Source organism: Gammaproteobacteria bacterium, assembly GCA_019911805.1.
Lineage (GTDB): Bacteria > Pseudomonadota > Gammaproteobacteria > Thiohalobacterales > Thiohalobacteraceae > JAHJQQ01.
Window position 1 is genome coordinate 1 of the sequence record JAIOJV010000016.1, and the last position, 18,315, is coordinate 18,315.

The window sequence follows — 18,315 nt, forward strand, 5'->3', positions numbered from 1 at the left end:
GGGTTCAGGGTATTGACACTCCATCCAGAGGCTCCACACTCCTTCCCGAATCCCGAATCCCGAATCCCGAATCCCGAATCCCAACAACCGAACCCTAAAATCATGTCCCTACTCCAAGCCACGAACCTCGTCAAACGCTACCAGACCCGCGCCGTCGTCAACGATGTGTCGGTGCAGGTCGGCAGTGGTGAGGTCGTCGGCCTGCTCGGGCCCAACGGCGCCGGCAAGACCACCTGCTTCTACATGATCGTCGGCCTGGTCGGCTGCGACAGTGGCCGCATCCGCCTCGGCGACCGCGATATCACGCGCCTGCCCATGCACGCCCGCGCCCGCGCCGGGCTCGGTTATCTACCCCAGGAAGCCTCGGTGTTTCGCAAGCTGAGCGTACGCGACAACATCCTCGCCATCCTCGAGACCCGCGCCGGGCTCACCCGCCAGGACCGTCAGCGCCTGCTCGAGGAACTGCTGCACGAACTGCATATCGACCATCTGATCGACCAGCCCGGCATCAGTCTGTCGGGCGGGGAGCGGCGGCGCGTCGAGATCGCCCGCGCGCTGGCCACGGCACCGCGTTTCATGCTGCTCGACGAACCCTTCGCCGGCGTCGACCCGCTCTCCGTCATCGACATCCAGCGCATCGTGCGGCATCTTACCGACCGTGGCATCGGCGTGCTGATCACCGACCATAACGTACGCGAAACGCTCGGTATCTGCGGCCGCGCCTACATCCTCAGCGACGGTCGCGTGATCGCCGCCGGGGTGCCGGCGGAACTGCTCGGCAATGAACAGGTGCGCGAGGTTTATCTGGGTCAGGATTTCCGGTTGTGAAAAAACCCCGGGAAGCACTGGCACAAATAATGCTTATTGGTTAGAGTTAGACGCTGAGACCGCCATTTGGCATCCGCCGGAAACTATGAAGCAATCGATCCAACTCCGTCTCGGCCAGCATCTGACGATGACCCCGCAACTGCAGCAGGCGATCCGACTGCTGCAGTTGTCGACGCTGGAGCTGCAGCTCGAGATCCAGCAGGCGCTGGACTCGAACCTGATGTTGGAGGCGGTCGAGTCCGACAACACCGAGGAGCCGCATGGCGCCACCGCGGCGGAGACCGCCGAGGCAGAGACCGTCGCGGCCGCCGCCCGCGAGGACAGCCACGTCGAACCCAACCCCGAAGCGGATTTCTCCACACCCGAGAAGATCCCCGAGGAGCTGGCGGTCGACAGCGACTGGGACGCGATCTACGATTCCGGTGCCACCAGCTACAGCGCGTCGGGTGGCGACGACAACCGTGACTTCTTCGAAACACACAACGCCGGCGGCGGAACACTCTACGATCACCTCCTGTGGCAGATGGAGCTGACACCCTTCAGCCTCACCGACCGCGCCATCGCCACGATGCTCATCGACGCCATCAACGACGATGGTTATCTCGGCGCCCCGCTCGAGGAACTCCTGGAGGGTCTGAACAAGGCGAATCCCGAGATCGAACTGGACGAGGTGGAAGCGGTATTACATCGCATCCAGCACTTCGACCCCGTCGGCGTAGGTGCGCGCAACCTGAACGAATGCCTGGAGATCCAGCTCAAGCAGCTGCCTGGCGACACGCCCTGGCTGGCCGAGACCCTGAACCTGGTCACGCAGTACCTGGATCTGCTCGGCGCGCGCGATTACACCCAGATCATGCGCCGTATGAAGATCGACGAGGGCGGTTTGCAGGACTGCATCACCCTGATTCAGACCTTGAATCCACGGCCCGGCTCGCAGATCTCCGGCCCGCCACCCCAGTACATCGTACCGGACGTATTCGTCACCAAACGCAACAGTAAGTGGCGTGTCGACCTGAACCCGGACGCCGCGCCCAAACTGCGTATCAATGCCCAGTACGCCGGGCTGGTGAAACGTGCCGACAACAGCGATGACAACAACTATCTGCGTAACCATCTGCAGGAGGCGCGCTGGTTCCTGAAGAGCCTGCAGAGTCGCAACGAGACGCTGCTCAAGGTCGCCAGCTGCATCGTCGACCGTCAACGGGGCTTCTTCGATTATGGCGAGGAGGCCATGAGGCCACTGGTGCTGCGTGAAGTCGCCGAGGTAGTGGAGATGCACGAGTCGACCATCTCCCGCGTCACCACCCAGAAATACATGCATACCCCGCGCGGCATCTACGAATTCAAATACTTCTTCTCCAGCCATGTCAGTACCGCCGACGGTGGCGAATGCTCAGCGACGGCAATCCGCGCTATGATCCGGAAACTCGTCGCCGAGGAGCTGCCGACCAAGCCGCTCAGCGACAGCAAGATCGCCGACCTGCTCGGCAAGGATGGCATTCAGGTAGCGCGCCGCACCATCGCCAAATACCGCGAGGCGTTGGCGATTCCGCCATCCAACGAACGCAAGCGGCTGAGCTGACCCAGGTTACACCCACTCCAGGAGTAGCAACATGCAAATCATCATTTCCGGCCACCATATCGACATCACCGACGCGCTGCGCGACTATGTCAACACGAAGATGGAACGGCTGGAACGACGGTTCGACAATGTCACCGACGTCCATGTGGTGCTGAGCGTCGAGAAGCTGCGCCAGAAGGCCGATGCGACGGCACACGTGTCGGGGGGCAAGCTGTACGCGGAAACCATCGACGAAGACATGTATGCGGCCATCGACGCCCTGGTCGACAAACTCGACCGGCAACTGAAGAAGTACAAGGAAAAGCTCACCGACCACCATCGCAGCGAAGGCTCACTCAAGAATCAGGACGTCTGAACCCGACATGCTGCCCGGTCGGGCGACGAGGGATAGACCCACGATGCACATCTCCAGCCTCCTCACCCCGGAACGGGTTGTCCTCTGCCGGGACCTGTCGAGTAAGAAGCGTGTTTTGGAACAACTCAGCCAGCTGCTGGCCGCGTCCGCGCCCAACGTCACGGCCGAGGAGATCTTTGACGGCCTCATCGCCCGCGAGCGCCTGGGCAGCACCGGCCTGGGCCAGGGCGTCGCCATCCCCCACGGCCGCATGAGCGGCCTGGCGGAGCCACTGGGCGCCTTCATGCGCCTGGAGGCGGGTATCGATTTCGATGCCAGCGACAGCAAGCCCGTAGACCTGGTCTTCGGCCTGCTGGTGCCGGCGGAATCCACCGACGAGCACCTGCAATTACTGGCGCAGCTGGCGCAGATGTTCAGCGAAGCATCCTTCTGTGCGCAGCTGCGGGAGGCACACGATGAGCAGCGGCTGTACGAGCTGCTGCAACACTGGGAACCCGACCGCAAACTCGCATGAGCGAACCGCTCACCACCACCACGCTATTCGATGCCCTGCAGTCCAAGCTGCTGCTGGAATGGGCGGCAGGCGAAGGCGGCCATGGGCGTGGTATTCGTTACCAGCCCGACGATGAACGCTCCCGCGTATCGCTGGTCGGTCACCTCAACTTCATCCATCCGCACCACATCCAGGTGCTCGGTGAGGCCGAGCTGAACTACCTCGATGGCCTGCGCACCAATTCCCGCAAGGACACCATCAAACAGCTGTTCGCCGACACCACGGACCTCGTCGTGTTGTGTGAGGATCAGCCGCTGCCCGACGACCTGCGCGCACCCGCCGATGCGGCCGGTATCCCGGTCTGGCGCTCGCCCGTGCCGAGTCAGGAATTGATCACCCAGATCCAGTACTACCACGGTGGACTGTACGCCCAGCGCGCCACGCTGCACGGGGTGTTCATGGAAGTCATGGGTATCGGCGTGCTCATCACCGGCGACCCGAGCATCGGCAAGAGCGAACTGGCGCTGGAACTGGTCAGCCGGGGCCACCGCCTGATCGCCGACGACATTCCCGAGTTTGCCCGTATCGCCCCCGACCTGCTGGCGGGCAGCTGCCCGGAGCTGCTGCGCGATTTTCTGGAGGTGCGCGGCCTCGGTATCCTGAACATCCGCGCGTTGTTTGGTGACAGCGCCATCAAACAGAGCAAGTATCTGCGCCTCATCATCCATCTGCAGAAGATGTCGGAACAGGACATCCGCGGTATCGACCGCCTGCGCGGCAACCGGCGCGCCCGCGAGGCCCTTGGCGTGGAGATACCCGAGGTCACCCTGCCCGTCGCACCCGGCCGCAACCTGGCGGTGCTGGTGGAAGCGGCCGCGCGTACCCACATCCTGGCCATGAAAGGGTATGATGCCAGCCAGGTGTTCATCGAACGGCAACAGAAACAGATCGAAAAGAATGCGTTATGAGACTGGTGATCGTCAGCGGCCTGTCGGGGTCTGGCAAGAGCGTGGCCCTGCACACACTCGAAGATCTGGGCTATTACTGCATCGACAACCTCCCCATCGGCCTGCTCGAGCCCTTCGCCCAGCAGCTGCTGGATAGCCCATCACCGAACCCGGACAATGCGGCGGTCGGTATCGATGCACGCAACCAGTCCACCGAGCTGCAGCATTTTCCACAGATCGTGCGACGCCTGCGCGAGCGCGGCATCCACTGCGAGATCGTGTACCTGCAGGCCGATGACGAGACGCTGCTCAAGCGTTTCAGCGAGACCCGCCGCAAGCATCCGCTGAGCGGGCCCGACGTCCCGCTGGCCGATGCCATCCGCCAGGAGCGCTCGCTACTGGAGCCGATCTCGGCCAACGCCTCACTGCACATCGACACCACCCATACACATATCCACCAGTTACGTGACCTGGTGCAGGAGCGGGTGGCCGGCAAGACCACCGGCACCCTGTCGCTGCTGTTCAAATCGTTCGGCTTCAAACACGGCGTCCCGGAGGATGCGGACTTCGTCTTCGACGTGCGCTGCCTGCCCAATCCGCATTGGGACGCCCGTCTGCGGCCACAGACGGGGCTGGATGCGGACGTGGTGGAATACCTTGATGCACAACCCATGGTCGACACGATGTTCGACTCCATCCACGATTTTCTCGACACCTGGATACCGTACTTCGAGCGCGAGAACCGCAGCTATCTCACCGTCGCGCTTGGCTGCACCGGTGGTCAGCACCGCTCCGTGTACCTGGCGCGCCGCCTGGGTGAGCATTTCCGCGCACGCCACCCGTCGGTACTGGTGCGCCACCGGGAGCTGTCATGAGCGTCGGCCTGCTGATCGTCACCCACGGACGGCTCGGCGACGACCTGCTGAACACCGCCACCCAGATGCTGGGCGTCTGCCCGCTGGCGACCGCGGTGCTGCCAGTGACCTTCGACTGCGACCCCGAGGCCACCCTGCAGAAGGCCGAACAGCTGGTGGAAAAACTCAACGGCCACGGCCACGGCGTACTGATCCTGACCGACATCTACGGTTCCACGCCCAGCAACATCATCAACCGCCTGCATGACCACTACCCGGTGCAGATCGTCGCCGGCATCAACGTGCCTATGCTGGTGCGGGTGTTGAACTATCCACGTCTGAACCTGGACGAATTGACCGCCAAGGCATTGAGCGGTGGCCGTGATGGCATCGTGCTGTGCAAACCGGCAACCGGACTCTGAGATGCAGCAAAAAGACATTGTCATCATCAACAAGCTCGGCCTGCACGCGCGCGCGGCAGCCAAGTTCGTGACCCTGGCATCACAGTTCGAGAGTACCGTCGAGGTCGCACGCAACGGCCAGACGGTCAATGGCAAGAGCATCATGGGCGTGATGATGCTCGCCGCCTCCAAGGGCACGACACTGACGGTATCGACCGAGGGCCTGGACGAGGCGGAGGCCCTGCAGCAGCTCGAGGCACTCATCCTGGATCGCTTCCAGGAGGGGGAGTGAGGGGGCGTGAGGCGTGAGGTGTTAGGCGTTAGGAGCGAGGAGTGAGGCGTTAGGAGTGAGGAGAAAAGATCTTAGCCACGGAAACACACGGAAAAGCACGGAAGAAATTTATTGTCAAAACCGGCAGCCCCGATAGAGTGGGACGATAACCCGAGCAGGAGCCTGTAAGAGCCAAGGCTCCAAAATACCTCAGGTTTTCCGCCATAATAGACATTTCGTGTTTTTCCGTGTGCTTCCGTGGCTAAGATCTTTTCTCCTCACCCCTCACTCCTCACGCCTCACGCCTGACGAGGCCATTCGACAGGAGATTGGCGAGACACCATGGCCGTCCAGCTCACTGGTATCGGGGTATCGCGCGGCATTGTCATCGGCAAGGCCCACACGCTGCTGCGTGGCGAGTTGGAGGTGTTGGAATATTCCATCCCGAAGGAGCTGCTGGACGACGAGGTGGCGCGCTTCCGCCGCGCCCTGGAGATCGCCCGCGGCCAACTGCGCGCCATCCGCGAACGTGTCCCGCCCAATACGCGTGCCGACATCGTCGAGTTCATCGACACACACATCCTGATGCTCGAGGATTCGACCCTCACCGTCGCACCCGAGCACCTCATCCAGTCACTGCAGTGCAATGCCGAATGGGCGCTCAAACTGCAGCGCGATGCCCTGGCGCAGGTCTTCGAGGAGATGGACGATGCCTATCTGCGCACGCGCAAGGACGATATCGATCACGTAGTCTCGCGCCTGCAGCGCATCCTGATCCATGAGTACCAGGGACCGGAACACGAGGACATCGTCGACGGGCGGCTGAACGGGCGGATCCTGCTGGCCGACGATCTCACACCCGCCGACGCCGTACTCATGCAGCATCAGGGCATCGCCGCCTTCGTCACCGAGTACGGTGGGCCGCTGTCGCATACCGCCATCATTGCCCGCAGCCTGCGTGTCCCCACCGTCGTCGGCGTACGCCACGTGCGTCGCTACCTGAAAGACGACGAACTCATCATCGTCGATGGGCAGCGCGGTATCATCATCGCTGGCGCCGATGCGGCCCTGCTGGCCCAGTACCGGGCGCTGCAGGCCGAGGAGCAGCGCCAGCAACGTGCCCTGAAGCAGCTCAAGGGCACGGCGGCCGTCACCCGCAACCGTGTCGCCATCCGGTTGCAGGCCAATATCGAACTGCCCGAGGACGTCCAGGCGGTGCTGGCGGCCGGCGCCGAAGGGGTGGGCCTGTACCGCACCGAATTTCTGTTCATGAACCGCGTGGACACGCCCGACGAATCCGAGCAGCTGGACGCCTACACGGCAGTGATCCGCCAGCTCGATGGCCTGCCACTGACCATCCGCACCCTGGACCTGGGCGCCGACAAGGAGGTCGACGGCGGCAACCCGATCGGCCGTCCGTGTACCAACCCCGCGCTGGGGCTGCGCGCCATCCGCCTGTGTCTGCACAATCCCAGCCTGTTCCGGCCGCAACTGCGCGCCATCCTGCGCGCCTCGGCGCTGGGACCGACGCGCCTGATGGTCCCCATGCTGTCCAACGCCCAGGAAGTGCTGCAGGTGCTGGAACTGATCGCCGAGACCCGGCGCGAACTCGACGTCGAGGGACTGGCCTATGACCCCACCATGCCCATCGGCGGCATGATCGAGGTGCCGGCCGCGGCGCTGTCCGCCGATTTTTTTGCCCACAAACTGGATTTCCTGTCCATCGGTACCAACGACCTGATCCAGTATACGTTGGCCATCGACCGCACCGACGACGAGGTGAACTATCTCTACGACCCGCTGCATCCGGCGGTGCTCAGCCTCATCCACCGGGTCATCGAGGCCGGCAGCCGCGCCGGCATCCCGGTATCGATGTGCGGCGAGATGGCCGGCGACCCGCGCTATACCCGCCTCCTGCTCGGACTGGGGCTGCGTGACTTCAGTATGCTGCCGGCGACACTGTTGGAGGTGAAGCACATCGTCAATGGCAGCGACACCGAACAGCTCGGTCTGCTGACCATGAGGTTGCTCAAGGAACACGAGCCCGCGCACATCGCGGCGCTCCTCGAGCGCGTCAACGCGGCCAGCACCTGAGCTGCACCCCACCGTCGTCGGGGCGGCCACGCAGGCAAGATTCCCGCAGCATTTTTTTACCGCACTATAGCCGCCTGTTACACTGCGCGTGATTGCTCATGTCCGCCCCTCGAGGACACCCATGGCCGACGCCGACACCGAACAGCACCGTACTCAGAGCCGCCTGGAGATCCTGTCCGAGGCGCTTGCCTCGGGTGCGGCCGGCAAGGTACGCCGGCTGATGCACAACCTGCACCCGGCGGAGATCGGCGATCTGCTCGAATCCCTGCCGCTGAAACCCCGCATCATTCTCTGGGAACTGGTCGACCCGGAGGACCGTGGCGAGGTATTGCTGCACGTCAACGATGAGGTCCGCGGCGGCCTGATCCGGGAGATGGAGCCGGGCGAGCTGGTCGCCATGACCGAAGGCCTGGACACCGACGACCTGGCCGACCTGCTCGCCGACCTGCCCGGTGCCGTGATCCACGAAGTGCTGCGGGCCATGGACCTGCAGAACCGCCACCGCCTGGAGGCGGTGCTGTCCTATCCAGAGGACACCGCCGGCGGCATGATGAACATCGACACGGTGACGGTGCGCGCCGATGTGTCGCTGGACGTGGTGCTGCGCTATCTGCGCCTGCGCGGCAACATCCCCGATCTCACCGACAGCCTGATGGTGGTGAGCCGCTACGACAAGTACCTCGGCCTGCTGCCGCTGACCACACTGCTCACCAGTGATCCGGACAAGACCGTCGCCGAGGTCATGGACCGTGAGGTCGAGGGCATCCGCGCCGATCTGCCGGACGCCGAGGTCGCCAAGATCTTCCAGGACCGCGACCTGATCTCCGCGCCGGTGGTCGACGACACCGGCAAGCTGCTCGGCCGCATCACCATCGACGACGTTGTCGACGTCATCCGCGACGAGGCCGACCACTCCCTGATGAGCATGGCCGGTCTGGACGAGGAGGACGACATGTTCGCGCCGGTGTTCTCCACCATGCGACGCCGCTCCCTGTGGCTGGCCCTCAACCTGGTCACGGCCTTCGTGGTGTCATCGGTGGTGGGACAATTCGAAGGCACGATCGAGAAGGTGGTGGCACTGGCCGTGCTGATGCCGGTGGTGGCGAGCATGGGCGGCATCGCCGGCAGCCAGACGTTGATGCTGGTGATCCGCGGGTTGGCGCTCGGCCGCTTGAGCGATGCCAACACCCGTCACCTGTTCGTCAAGGAATCCAGCGTCGGCCTGCTCAACGGTGCCGTAGTGGCGATGGTAGTCGCAGGCGTCACCATCTTGTGGTTCCATGATGTACGCATCGGTGTCATCGTCGGTTCGGCCATGATCATCAACCTGCTGGCCGGGGCGGTGGCCGGTGTGGCCATCCCGCTGGCACAACGCCGTATGGGCATCGATCCCGCACTCGCCGGCGGCGTGATGCTCACCACCGTCACCGACGTGGTCGGCTTCATGACGCTGCTGGGACTCGGCACCCTGTTTCTGCTGTAGCCGGACGGTCCTCCATTTCCGCCGTCGCGTCGACCTTGGTGCGCACCAGCTTCTCCAGCACGGGGATATCCAGCGTCGTTTTGTAGGGGAAGCGACCGTCGTAGCCGAGCGCCTCCTGCTGCAGTTCGTAGCAGGTCGTCCCACCGATATCCAGCAACACCAGCGGCAGGCCCGCGCGCTCGAATACCTCGCTGTGCTTGATGAAAAAGGTCTGGCAGGTCATGCCGACCACGCCGGTCGAACCCTCGGCACGCAGCCGCGCCAACAGCGTCTCGAACCCCACCGAGGTGGTACCCTCACGCACGCTCAGCCCGTACTCCTGCGCGGTGCGATAGGCGCTGCCGACCTCACAGCCGGAACAGTCCTGGCAGTCCTCGAGCGGGCGCTCGCGGCACCCGGGCGGACGCGCACAGTACGGCAACAACAGCGTATCGGCGCGCGCGACCAGGGCGGCCGCGGCGGTCGTGTCGGCGGCGCCCACCAGGGTCAGACGGTTGGCCTGATCCACACTCAGCCCGAAGCGGCGCTGCTGTTCCGCACGATCCCAGGCACGCTCGAGCACCGCCAGCAGGTCCGCGCGGCGGAAGCCGACCAGTCGTGCCTGCAACTGGTCGCACACCGCGGCGAAGCGCCCCGGCAGCTCGATGCGCGACACACCGACCAGGTCCTCTGCCAGGCGCTGGAACAGGTTCAGCGGATAGACCTGCACCTGACCGCCGACCTCCAGATCACGCGGTGCCTGGCGCAACGCGTCCCAGTGCAGGCGGGCGCGCAGCAGACCGGTCGGCGTGTGCCAGAAGGACTCGGCCATGTCGGCCTGGGTGGCCGCAAGCTCACGCCAGTAGGTGGTCGCCGTCGGGATGCGCAGCGGCCGGTCGAGCCCGGCCGGCCAGCCGTCGGGCCGGGTGATGTTGCGCAGCGTCGCATAGACCGTCTTGGTGGAGGGCTGCGCGCCCAGATTGAAGACCGTGGCCAGCGCCTCGGCCAGTGCCTTGCGCAGCCGCGCCGGCGCCGGCGGGTGTGCCAGCAGGCGGTCCAGGGCGGTCAGGCGCTCGACCGCCGGTGCATGACCGTCGCCGGACGCCGGTTCGGTCGGTAGTCGCAGGGCACTGACGATGCGCGCGCTGTCGGCGGCCATCAGCAACACACCCTGCAGCAGGATGGAGCCGCGGTAGCGGCTGATGAACAGGCTCGCGAGCTTGCGGCCGCCCACCTCGATGTCGTTCGGCGCCTTGAATTCCGCAGCGATGCCGAACCCCTGCAACGCGACCACCAGCGCCTGGCAGCCGCGCTGCAGGATCGCGGTCTCGCCCTGCTCGGCGAGGCGCTCGCTCCATTTGATGATCAGGCTGAAGCCGAGCTGCCGCTCGTCCACGTACAGGGTGCCGCCGCCGGTGATACGACGCACCACCTCGAGACCCTTGCGGTGGCAGTACAACAGCCGCAGCTCGCGCTCCGGCCACTGGTGCAGGCCGAGCCAGGTGCTCGCCGGGCTGCGATAGAAGCGTAACAGACTGGCACGCTCGCCCGCGGCGTGGCCGACCAGCCAGGCCCGGTCCATCGCATTATTGACCTCGGCGCTGTTGACTCCCGTCTCGACCACCATGAACGGTGCGCGGCGCATATACCCTACCTCCGGCTCATGCGGCGGCCCACCCTCACCCACGAGTACCTCCCGCGGTGGCCACCTATCCATAAGAAAGCTCTAATAATAAAGTCGCGGTGGAATATTGACTTGATATGGGTCAACGCGCCCCGCCGGCTTGGCATGCTCCTGCCCGTAGGACGGTCGGCATCGTGTTGGGGACGTTCCTGGCGCTGGACGAGCTGCGCACTATCGGGGATCAGGCGTAGACTGGTCGCCACCTATGCCATGCTCAGAATCCCTACCGATACGTACTGCGGCCGGCCGCACCAGGGCCGCCCTCTCCCCGGCAGCCCTGTGCACCTGTCGCGGCCTCATCGCCGTGCTGCTGCTGTGGTGTTGCGCACCCAGCTTCGCCGCAGAGCCACTCAGCAGCGCGCATCTCGCTGCGGTCGACCGCAGCGCCCTGGAGGCGACCGTCCACGGCGATGTACTGGCACTGGAGCGTCTGCTGGCAGCTGATTTCCGGGCCGTGATCCAGGTACCGACCGATCGGGGCCCACAGACGCTGCACCTCGGCCGTAGCGAGTTCCTCCTGTACGCCTGGCAGGCCAATGCGGTCGCCGACGGCTACCGGGTGCGACCGCAGCCGGCGCAGTACCGCATCGCCGCCGACCGACGCTCGGCCGTCGGCGTACAGCTGCTGCACGAGAGCCTGCGCTGGAACGGCCAGCCACTGCGCTACACCAGTCGCCGCACCACCCACTACCGGCACGCCGGCGGCGGAATCCGCATCACCCGTCTCGACGTCGAGGTCCTCGACTGGCGCCAACCGTGACCGGCGACGGCAGACCACGCCATTCGTTGACAAATGTTGGCTGCTCGGCCATTGCACCGGTCTCCATGGGCGAGATTTGACCTGCATCAAGTCGCCCACGCGCCCGATTCGCTATCACATCACACCTCAGAATCCGGTCAGTACGGTGCCGGGGCTGGTGCTCACGCGCCACCACACCGACGACAGGATCGACAGCGGCAGCAACAATGGGCACGGGGCGCGGCAGCACCTGAGTACCGCGGCCCACCTCCGCTTCTAACGCGCAAGAGCAGTAACCGCTGGCAGGCGGTGCGAGGGCGTCCCCCCAGGATGGGGGGGCGCCTTTTTTTATGTGAACCGCCGTGACGCAAGCGCCGCAGCAGTGCGCAACGCACCGGGCAGCGCGGCCAGGCGGTCGGCCGTATGCGTTCCGCCGCCCTGGCAGCAGCCGGCCCGCTCAGGTTGTTCGCGAGATCGCCGCCAAACAGGGTTATGCAGCCGGGGCCAACCACACGGTGGGTTTCACCCGGTCGGGCCCCGGTGTAGTATTGATAAAAATCAAAATGCTGGAGGGGGACCTTGCTCACCGCAGCGCCACCCATTCGCCGCCTGCTGGACGTCAGCCCCGCGATGACCCGGGCCCCCACGGTCCGTGGGCTGCCCACCGGCGTCTCCCCCGTTGCCCTGTCGGCACTGGCGCAGCCATGACCGTCAGACAGGTCCTGCTGGCCATGATGGCACTGTTCAGCGCCCTGCTGTTCGTCTCGGTCCTGCCGCCGCTGAGCAGTACCTCCTATCTGCCCAATCCCACGCTGCACACGGCCGTCGAGATGCTGGGCGCCATTCCCGCCATCGCCTTCGCCGTCCTGTTGCTCGGTCGGGACCGGCAGGGTGATCTCGATAGTCACCTTTACCTGGTGGCCCTGGGATTCCTGGCCATGGGCATCCTGGACGGCTTCCACGCCGTTTCGGACGAGACCGCCCCCACTTTTGTCTGGCTGCGCAGCCTGGCATCGATCGCCGGGGGGCTCTTCCCCGCACTGATCTGGCTCGGCTGGGGACCAGCGCTGCAACGGCTCGCCTTCCATCGCCTCGTGGCCGTGCTCGCGGGCGGGGTCGGGCTGTTCTTCCTGCTGCGCCCCGAGGCGCTGCCCGCCCTCGATACCTATGGGGGCTTCGCCGTCCCGCTGGAGGTCATCAACATCGTCGCGGGGCTGCTGTCGTTCACCGCCTGCGTTTATTTCGCCAACCGCCACGCCCGTAGTCGGGACGCCGAGGATCTGACCTTCGCTGTCTTCTATATGGTGCTGGGCACGGCGGCGATCATCTTTCCCTTTTCGCGTCTCTGGGACGGGCAGTGGTGGCTGTGGCACGTCCTCCGGTTGATCGCCTACGCGTTCACCATCCAATACATGTTCGCCTGCCACATGGGCATGCTGCGCGACATGAAGCAGGAGATTACCGAGCGCACCCGTGCCGAGGCCCAGATCGAGTTCCTCGCCTACCACGATGCACTGACGCACCTGCCGAACCGGCTGTTGGCCCGCGATCACGCGGAGATGGCGATGGCGTATGCCGACCGGTCCGGCAACAAGGTGGCGCTGCTGTTCCTCGATCTCGACAACTTCAAGACCATCAACGACTCGCTCGGACACGTGGTCGGCGATGCCGTGCTCACCACGATCGCCGCGCGTCTGCACGACTGCATCCGCCATATGGACACCCTCGCCCGTCTGGGCGGCGACGAGTTCCTGGTGGTCGTCGCCGACGTGCATAACACCGACGTCATCACCGACGTCGCCGAGCACATCCTCGACCAGCTGGCCAAACCCTTCGACGTCGACGGGCACGATCTGTCCACCTCGTTCTCACTGGGCATCGCCGTCTACCCGGACGACGGCCGTGACTTCGACACCCTGCTGATGAAGGCCGACACCGCCATGTACCACGCCAAGGATGCGGGGCGGAATACCTATCGCTATCACACCGAAAAGATGAACCTCGACGCGGTGGAGCACCTGCAGATCCGCAACAGCCTGCGCAAGGCCCTCGATCAGGGGGAGTTCGTACTGCATTTCCAGCCACAGATCGATCTCGAGACCATGGCGGTGACCGGCGCCGAGGCGCTGATCCGCTGGAATCACCCCGTATTCGGCCTGGTGGCGCCGTTCCGCTTCATCCCCATCGCGGAGGACAGCGGGCTCATCGTGCCCATCGGCCAATGGGTGATCGAGGAGGCCTGCCGCCAGGCGGCCGCGTGGCAACGCGCGGGGCTGCCGCCGCTGACGGTCGCGGTGAACCTCTCAGCGGTACAGTTCCGGCGTGGTAAACTGGAGCAGATCGTCGCCCAGGCATTGAGGGCGTCCGGCCTGCCGCCAGAGAACCTGGAACTCGAGCTCACCGAGTCGATCCTGATCCAGGACACCGAGAAGGTGCTGGCGAAGGTGCGGGAACTGAAGGCCCAGGGCGTGAAGCTGTCCGTCGATGACTTCGGCACAGGCTATTCGAGCCTGGCCTATCTCAAGCGCCTCGACATCGACAAGCTGAAGATCGACCAGTCTTTCGTCCGCGATATGGTCGATGACCCGAACGATGCCGTGATCGTCCGCGCCATCGTGCAGCTGGCGCGCAGCCTCAATCTGCGCACCGTCGCCGAGGGCGTGGAAGACCAGCGGACCCTCTCGGCCCTGTGTCACGAGGGCTGCGACGAGGCCCAAGGCTACTGGTTTTCGCCGCCACTGCCCGTGGATGGATTCGTCCGTTATCTTGCCAGCGGCACGCGCCCCACCCCCGCCGGCATGCCTTCCCTGGAGCGGGGATCGGGGCGATAATCCCAGCCCTTCGAGACCCCGCCACCGGGGCCGGTTTCGCGAACGCAGGCCCGGCGTTCGGGCAAGGCACGAGGCCACCTGAGAGGCAGCGCAGAGGGCCGGGCTTCATCCACACAACATGAGGTGTGCCCGGGCAGGTCTTGTAAGGCCGCAGACCAGCGGCCGAGATACATTCTGAGGCAGATTCCAAGCAGTCCCATGACATCCCGCACCCCCAGGACCCTCATCGCCGGCGCCACCGCCATCAGTCTGCTGATCCTGGTGCTGGCCGCCGTGAGCCTGTTCTACCTCTCGACCATCCGCGACCGGGTCGAGACCATCAGCACGCACCACAACGCCAAGATCGACGTACTGCACGAGATGAGTCGCGTGATCCGCGAGCGCTCACTGCGCATGCACGCCCTGTACTTCAAAGATGACCCCTGGGTCCGGGACGACGAATTTCTGCATTTCAACGCGCTGGCCGCCGACTTCATCCGGCTGCGCGACCGTTTCCGGACCATGGGGCTGACACCACGGGAGCACGAGGAGTTCGCACGGGTGCTGGACATCATCCGCACCACGGCACCGCTGCAGCGCGATATTGCCGCGCGGCTTCACGTCGGCGACCGGAGCGGCGTGGAGCAGCTGATCGCGGCCGATCTGCCCTTGGAAAGCGGTCTGCTGACGGTGTTCGATCACCTGATCGACCTGGTGCGCGCCGCGACCCAGGGGGCGGTACAGGGGGCCAAGGCGGATGTACATGCTGCGTTCTGGCTGCTCGGCGGCATGACCCTGAGCGTGCTCGGTCTGACCCTCTGGGTCATGCTCGTCATGCGTCGCCACATCCTCGCCGCCGAGGCGGCCCTGTTCGAGGAGAAGGAACTCGAGGAGCTGACCCTCAAAAACATCATCGATGGCGTCATCAAGACCGATGCAGTGGGCCACATCCTGACCATGAATCCGGTGGCGCAGCAGTTGTCCGGTTGGAACGAGGCGGAGGCCCGGGGACGATCACTGGAGCAGGTCTATGCGCCGCGGGATCCCGACAGTGGGGCGCAGTCCAGCCTGGGGGATCTCCTCAGCCAGGCAAGCGGTACCCTGTCACGGCCGCTGCGCTATCTGCAGCTGGTCCGTCCCACGGGCGATCGGCGGCTGATCGAGGAGACCATCTCGCCGATCTTCACCGCCTCCGGCCGTCTGGCTCATGTAGCCTACATCTTCCGCGACGTCACCCAGCAAAAGCGCCAGGCCGACCGCATCAGCTGGCAGGCCTCACACGACCCCCTGACCCGGGTGCTGAACCGCAACGGCTTCGACCAGGCCTTGCGTCAGGCGCTGCGCGCCGCGCGCCATAGCCGTGCGGTGCACAGCCTGCTCTACATCGATCTGGATGATTTCAAATCCATCAATGATCGCTTCGGCCACGCGGCCGGCGACGAATTGCTGATCGCGCTGTGTCGGCGCGTCGAAGGGTGCCTGCGAAAGGGCGACCAGATCGCCCGTTTGGGCGGTGACGAATTCGCCGTGCTGCTGAAACACTGCGGCACCGCCGAGGCGCACACGATCGCGGAGGACGTCCGCAAGGGTATTGAGTCTCTGGAGGCCGGTCACCCATCCCGGACGTCCGGCATCGCGGGGGTCAGCATCGGCATCGCCGCGCTGTATCCCGACGCACCCGATGGCTGGCTCGCCGTCGAGGCCGCGGACAGCGCCTGCTATCTGGCCAAGCGCGAAGGCAAGAACCGCACCCGCCTCCCGGCCTGAGCCCCATCCCCACACTTCGTTCCCCGGGCACGGGCGGCGCGGATGCCCTATGCTTGAATACGCCCATCCACGCCCCGGAGCACTGCCATGAACAGCACCCTCGACGCCACTGCCAAGCTCATCCTGCGCCTGACCCTCGGTATCCTGATCCTGCTGCACGGCATCGCCAAACTGCTACACGGCATCGGCCCGATCGAGGGTATGCTGGTGGGCATGGGTCTGCCGGCCGTTCTCGCCTACGGGGTGTTTCTGGGTGAACTGCTGGGGCCGATCCTGCTCATCATCGGCTTCCATGCCCGCCTCGGTGCGGCGCTGATCGCCGTCAACATGCTGTTCGCCTTCCTGCTGGCACATACCGGCCAACTGACGAGTCTCGCACCCAGCGGCGGCTGGCAACTGGAACTGCAGGGCATGTTCCTGTTTACCGCCGTGGCGCTGGCCCTGATGGGGCCGGGGCGCTTTGGTATCAATCAACGCTAGGAGCCTCAGTCCCCCGCCACGGTCATGCGCTCGATGAGCACGGAGCCCGTGCGGTAGTTGCCGCGGTGTTCGACATCGGTACCGATGGCGATGAGGTTCTTGAACATGTCCTTGAGATTGCCGGCGATGGTGATCTCTTCGACGGGGTGCTGGGGCACGCCGTTCTCGACCCAGAAGCCGGCGGCACCGCGCGAATAGTCGCCGGTCACCATGTTCACGCCCTGCCCCATGAGTTCGGTGACCAGCAGGCCAGTGCCCATCTCGCGCAACAGACCGTCGAAATCCAGCGTGCCGGAATCCACCATCAGGTTGTGCACGCCACCGGCATTGCCGGTGGTCTGCAGACCGAGCTTGCAGGCCGAATAGCTGTCCAGCACATAGCCTTGCAGTACACCGTCGGCGATCAGGTCACGGGCACACGTCGCCACGCCCTCGCCGTCGAAGGGGGTGCTACCGAGCGCACCGCGCAGGTGCGGCTGTTCATGGACATGCACGAAATCGGGAAAGATCTGCTGGCCGAGATGATCGAGCAGAAAGCTGGACTTGCGGTACAGGGCACCACCGCGGATGGCGCCGACGAAACCACGGAACAGACCGGTGGCGATGTCCGCCGCGAACAGCACCGGGACCTGGCGGGTGGACAGGCGGCGTGCGCCCAGCCGGCGCACGGCCCGTTCAGCGGCACGCCGCCCGACCTGCTCGGCAGCCTCCAGATCCTCGTGCCGGCGGGCGACGGTATACCAATCATCGCGCTGCATCTGCGCGTCGCGTCCGGCGATGACCGAACAGCTGATGCTGTGCCGCGTGCTCGGATAGCCGGCGACGAAGCCGTGGCTGTTGCCGTACACGCGCAGGCCCCGATGGCTGGAGAGCGTTGCACCCTCGGAGTTACTGATGCGCGCATCGGCGTCACGCGCCGCTGTCTCGCAGCGCCGGGCGATCTCGATGCCGCGCGCGGCATCGATGTCCCACGGGTGGCAGAGATCGAGGTCGGGGATCGCGGTCGCCATCAGCGCCGCATCGGCCAGACCGGCACAGTCGTCCTCGCTGGTGTAGCGGGCGATGTCGCAGGCCGCGCGCACCGTCTCACGCAGTGCCTGCGGTGCGAAGTCCGAGGTGCTCGCCGAGCCCTTGCGTTGGCCGACGTACACCGTCACGCCGACGCCACGATCGCGATGGTATTCCAGCGTTTCGACCTCGCCGAGACGCACCGTCACCGACAGGCCTGCCTCCAGGCTGATACCCGCCTCGGCGGCGCTCGCACCGCCGGCCTTGGCCTCATCCAGTACCAGCCGTACCAGGGCCTCGAGTTCCGCCGGCTGCGGCAGCTCCGCACCGCGGGATTCCACTGCTTGGTTTGCCATCAACGACCTCGTTTGCGATGCACCATGACTTTTACCACGAAGGACACGAAGGAAAGCCCAATTGATGTAAAACCGTGAGCTCCCTCCTCCCGGATAAGGGAGCCCCCGAAGGGAGAGGGGACTCTCCATTCGGCATACGCGGGCAATTTTCCTTCGTGTCCTTCGTGTCCTTCGTGGTTAAAAT

The 18,315-nt window shown here is 65.0% G+C and carries 17 protein-coding genes; 15 read left to right on the forward strand and 2 right to left on the reverse strand.

From position 1 onward, the window contains the following. Nucleotides 1–102 precede the first annotated feature (102 nt). The 10 genes from lptB (at nucleotide 103) to mgtE (ending at nucleotide 9,308) form a co-directional block, all read left to right on the forward strand. Nucleotides 103–828, forward strand: a complete 726-nt coding sequence (gene lptB, locus K8I04_00865) for an LPS export ABC transporter ATP-binding protein (protein MBZ0070274.1) — start codon at nucleotides 103–105, stop codon at nucleotides 826–828. An 85-nt stretch (nucleotides 829–913) separates the two neighbouring features. Beyond that, nucleotides 914–2,410, forward strand: a complete 1,497-nt coding sequence (locus K8I04_00870) for an RNA polymerase factor sigma-54 (protein ID MBZ0070275.1) — start codon at nucleotides 914–916, stop codon at nucleotides 2,408–2,410. A gap of 31 nt (nucleotides 2,411–2,441) precedes the next feature. Further along, entirely contained in the window at nucleotides 2,442–2,765 is a 324-nt protein-coding gene (raiA, locus tag K8I04_00875) for a ribosome-associated translation inhibitor RaiA (GenBank protein ID MBZ0070276.1), read from the forward strand. A 43-nt stretch (nucleotides 2,766–2,808) separates the two neighbouring features. After that, nucleotides 2,809–3,279 (forward strand): PTS IIA-like nitrogen regulatory protein PtsN, encoded by a 471-nt coding sequence (gene ptsN, locus K8I04_00880; protein MBZ0070277.1) that lies wholly within the window; start codon nucleotides 2,809–2,811, stop codon nucleotides 3,277–3,279. Then, nucleotides 3,276–4,226, forward strand: a complete 951-nt coding sequence (gene hprK, locus K8I04_00885) for an HPr(Ser) kinase/phosphatase (GenBank protein ID MBZ0070278.1) — start codon at nucleotides 3,276–3,278, stop codon at nucleotides 4,224–4,226. Before ptsN ends, hprK begins: the two co-directional genes overlap by 4 nt. After that, the gene (gene rapZ, locus K8I04_00890) at nucleotides 4,223–5,080 is read left to right on the forward strand and encodes an RNase adapter RapZ (protein ID MBZ0070279.1); all 858 of its coding nucleotides are present in this window, start codon (nucleotides 4,223–4,225) and stop codon (nucleotides 5,078–5,080) included. Before hprK ends, rapZ begins: the two co-directional genes overlap by 4 nt. Next, nucleotides 5,077–5,481: a PTS fructose transporter subunit IIA gene (locus K8I04_00895; protein MBZ0070280.1), complete on the forward strand. Its 405-nt coding sequence runs from the start codon at nucleotides 5,077–5,079 to the stop codon at nucleotides 5,479–5,481. Before rapZ ends, K8I04_00895 begins: the two co-directional genes overlap by 4 nt. Before the next feature lies 1 nt (nucleotide 5,482). Then, nucleotides 5,483–5,752 carry an HPr family phosphocarrier protein gene (locus K8I04_00900; protein MBZ0070281.1) on the forward strand — a complete coding sequence of 90 codons (270 nt, stop codon included), beginning with the start codon at nucleotides 5,483–5,485 and terminating at the stop codon, nucleotides 5,750–5,752. Nucleotides 5,753–6,073: 321 nt separating this feature from the next. After that, nucleotides 6,074–7,825: a phosphoenolpyruvate--protein phosphotransferase gene (gene ptsP, locus K8I04_00905; GenBank protein MBZ0070282.1), complete on the forward strand. Its 1,752-nt coding sequence runs from the start codon at nucleotides 6,074–6,076 to the stop codon at nucleotides 7,823–7,825. A 121-nt stretch (nucleotides 7,826–7,946) separates the two neighbouring features. Then, a complete protein-coding gene (gene mgtE / locus K8I04_00910) occupies nucleotides 7,947–9,308 on the forward strand; it encodes a magnesium transporter (protein ID MBZ0070283.1) in 1,362 nt (453 codons plus the stop codon). Here the strand turns inward: mgtE and K8I04_00915 are convergent. Next, nucleotides 9,268–10,932, reverse strand: coding sequence for a DUF116 domain-containing protein (locus K8I04_00915; protein MBZ0070284.1), 1,665 nt, complete (start codon nucleotides 10,930–10,932; stop codon nucleotides 9,268–9,270). The two genes, mgtE and K8I04_00915, sit on opposite strands and share 41 nt — an antisense overlap. Nucleotides 10,933–11,176: 244 nt before the next feature. Here K8I04_00915 and K8I04_00920 point away from each other — a divergent pair, with 244 nt between their 5' ends. The 5 genes from K8I04_00920 (at nucleotide 11,177) to K8I04_00940 (ending at nucleotide 16,767) form a co-directional block, all read left to right on the forward strand. After that, a complete protein-coding gene (locus tag K8I04_00920) occupies nucleotides 11,177–11,731 on the forward strand; it encodes a hypothetical protein (GenBank protein ID MBZ0070285.1) in 555 nt (184 codons plus the stop codon). Between the two features lie 76 nt (nucleotides 11,732–11,807). Beyond that, nucleotides 11,808–11,990, forward strand: coding sequence for a hypothetical protein (locus K8I04_00925; GenBank protein MBZ0070286.1), 183 nt, complete (start codon nucleotides 11,808–11,810; stop codon nucleotides 11,988–11,990). Nucleotides 11,991–12,414: 424 nt separating this feature from the next. Further along, the gene (locus K8I04_00930; protein ID MBZ0070287.1) at nucleotides 12,415–14,541 is read left to right on the forward strand and encodes an EAL domain-containing protein; all 2,127 of its coding nucleotides are present in this window, start codon (nucleotides 12,415–12,417) and stop codon (nucleotides 14,539–14,541) included. A 198-nt stretch (nucleotides 14,542–14,739) separates the two neighbouring features. Further along, nucleotides 14,740–16,287 carry a sensor domain-containing diguanylate cyclase gene (locus K8I04_00935; protein MBZ0070288.1) on the forward strand — a complete coding sequence of 516 codons (1,548 nt, stop codon included), beginning with the start codon at nucleotides 14,740–14,742 and terminating at the stop codon, nucleotides 16,285–16,287. 87 nt (nucleotides 16,288–16,374) lie between these two features. Further along, entirely contained in the window at nucleotides 16,375–16,767 is a 393-nt protein-coding gene (locus K8I04_00940; protein ID MBZ0070289.1) for a DoxX family protein, read from the forward strand. Nucleotides 16,768–16,772: 5 nt separating this feature from the next. Here the strand turns inward: K8I04_00940 and pmbA are convergent, their stop codons facing one another. Then, the gene (gene pmbA / locus K8I04_00945; GenBank protein MBZ0070290.1) at nucleotides 16,773–18,131 is read right to left on the reverse strand and encodes a metalloprotease PmbA; all 1,359 of its coding nucleotides are present in this window, start codon (nucleotides 18,129–18,131) and stop codon (nucleotides 16,773–16,775) included. Nucleotides 18,132–18,315 lie beyond the last annotated feature (184 nt).

Excerpts from the sequence above, each read along its gene's own strand:
- pmbA (MBZ0070290.1), bottom strand. The coding sequence starts at position 18,131 with ATGGCAAACCAAGCAGTGGAATCCCGCGGTGCGGAGCTGCCGCAGCCG.
- K8I04_00935 (MBZ0070288.1), top strand. The coding sequence starts at position 14,740 with ATGACATCCCGCACCCCCAGGACCCTCATCGCCGGCGCCACCGCCATC.
- hprK (MBZ0070278.1), top strand. The coding sequence starts at position 3,276 with ATGAGCGAACCGCTCACCACCACCACGCTATTCGATGCCCTGCAGTCC.
- K8I04_00920 (MBZ0070285.1), top strand. The coding sequence starts at position 11,177 with ATGCCATGCTCAGAATCCCTACCGATACGTACTGCGGCCGGCCGCACC.
- raiA (MBZ0070276.1), top strand. The coding sequence starts at position 2,442 with ATGCAAATCATCATTTCCGGCCACCATATCGACATCACCGACGCGCTG.
- lptB (MBZ0070274.1), top strand. The coding sequence starts at position 103 with ATGTCCCTACTCCAAGCCACGAACCTCGTCAAACGCTACCAGACCCGC.
- mgtE (MBZ0070283.1), top strand. The coding sequence starts at position 7,947 with ATGGCCGACGCCGACACCGAACAGCACCGTACTCAGAGCCGCCTGGAG.
- ptsP (MBZ0070282.1), top strand. The coding sequence starts at position 6,074 with ATGGCCGTCCAGCTCACTGGTATCGGGGTATCGCGCGGCATTGTCATC.
- rapZ (MBZ0070279.1), top strand. The coding sequence starts at position 4,223 with ATGAGACTGGTGATCGTCAGCGGCCTGTCGGGGTCTGGCAAGAGCGTG.
- K8I04_00915 (MBZ0070284.1), bottom strand. The coding sequence starts at position 10,932 with ATGCGCCGCGCACCGTTCATGGTGGTCGAGACGGGAGTCAACAGCGCC.
- K8I04_00930 (MBZ0070287.1), top strand. The coding sequence starts at position 12,415 with ATGACCGTCAGACAGGTCCTGCTGGCCATGATGGCACTGTTCAGCGCC.
- ptsN (MBZ0070277.1), top strand. The coding sequence starts at position 2,809 with ATGCACATCTCCAGCCTCCTCACCCCGGAACGGGTTGTCCTCTGCCGG.
- K8I04_00895 (MBZ0070280.1), top strand. The coding sequence starts at position 5,077 with ATGAGCGTCGGCCTGCTGATCGTCACCCACGGACGGCTCGGCGACGAC.
- K8I04_00870 (MBZ0070275.1), top strand. The coding sequence starts at position 914 with ATGAAGCAATCGATCCAACTCCGTCTCGGCCAGCATCTGACGATGACC.
- K8I04_00940 (MBZ0070289.1), top strand. The coding sequence starts at position 16,375 with ATGAACAGCACCCTCGACGCCACTGCCAAGCTCATCCTGCGCCTGACC.
- K8I04_00900 (MBZ0070281.1), top strand. The coding sequence starts at position 5,483 with ATGCAGCAAAAAGACATTGTCATCATCAACAAGCTCGGCCTGCACGCG.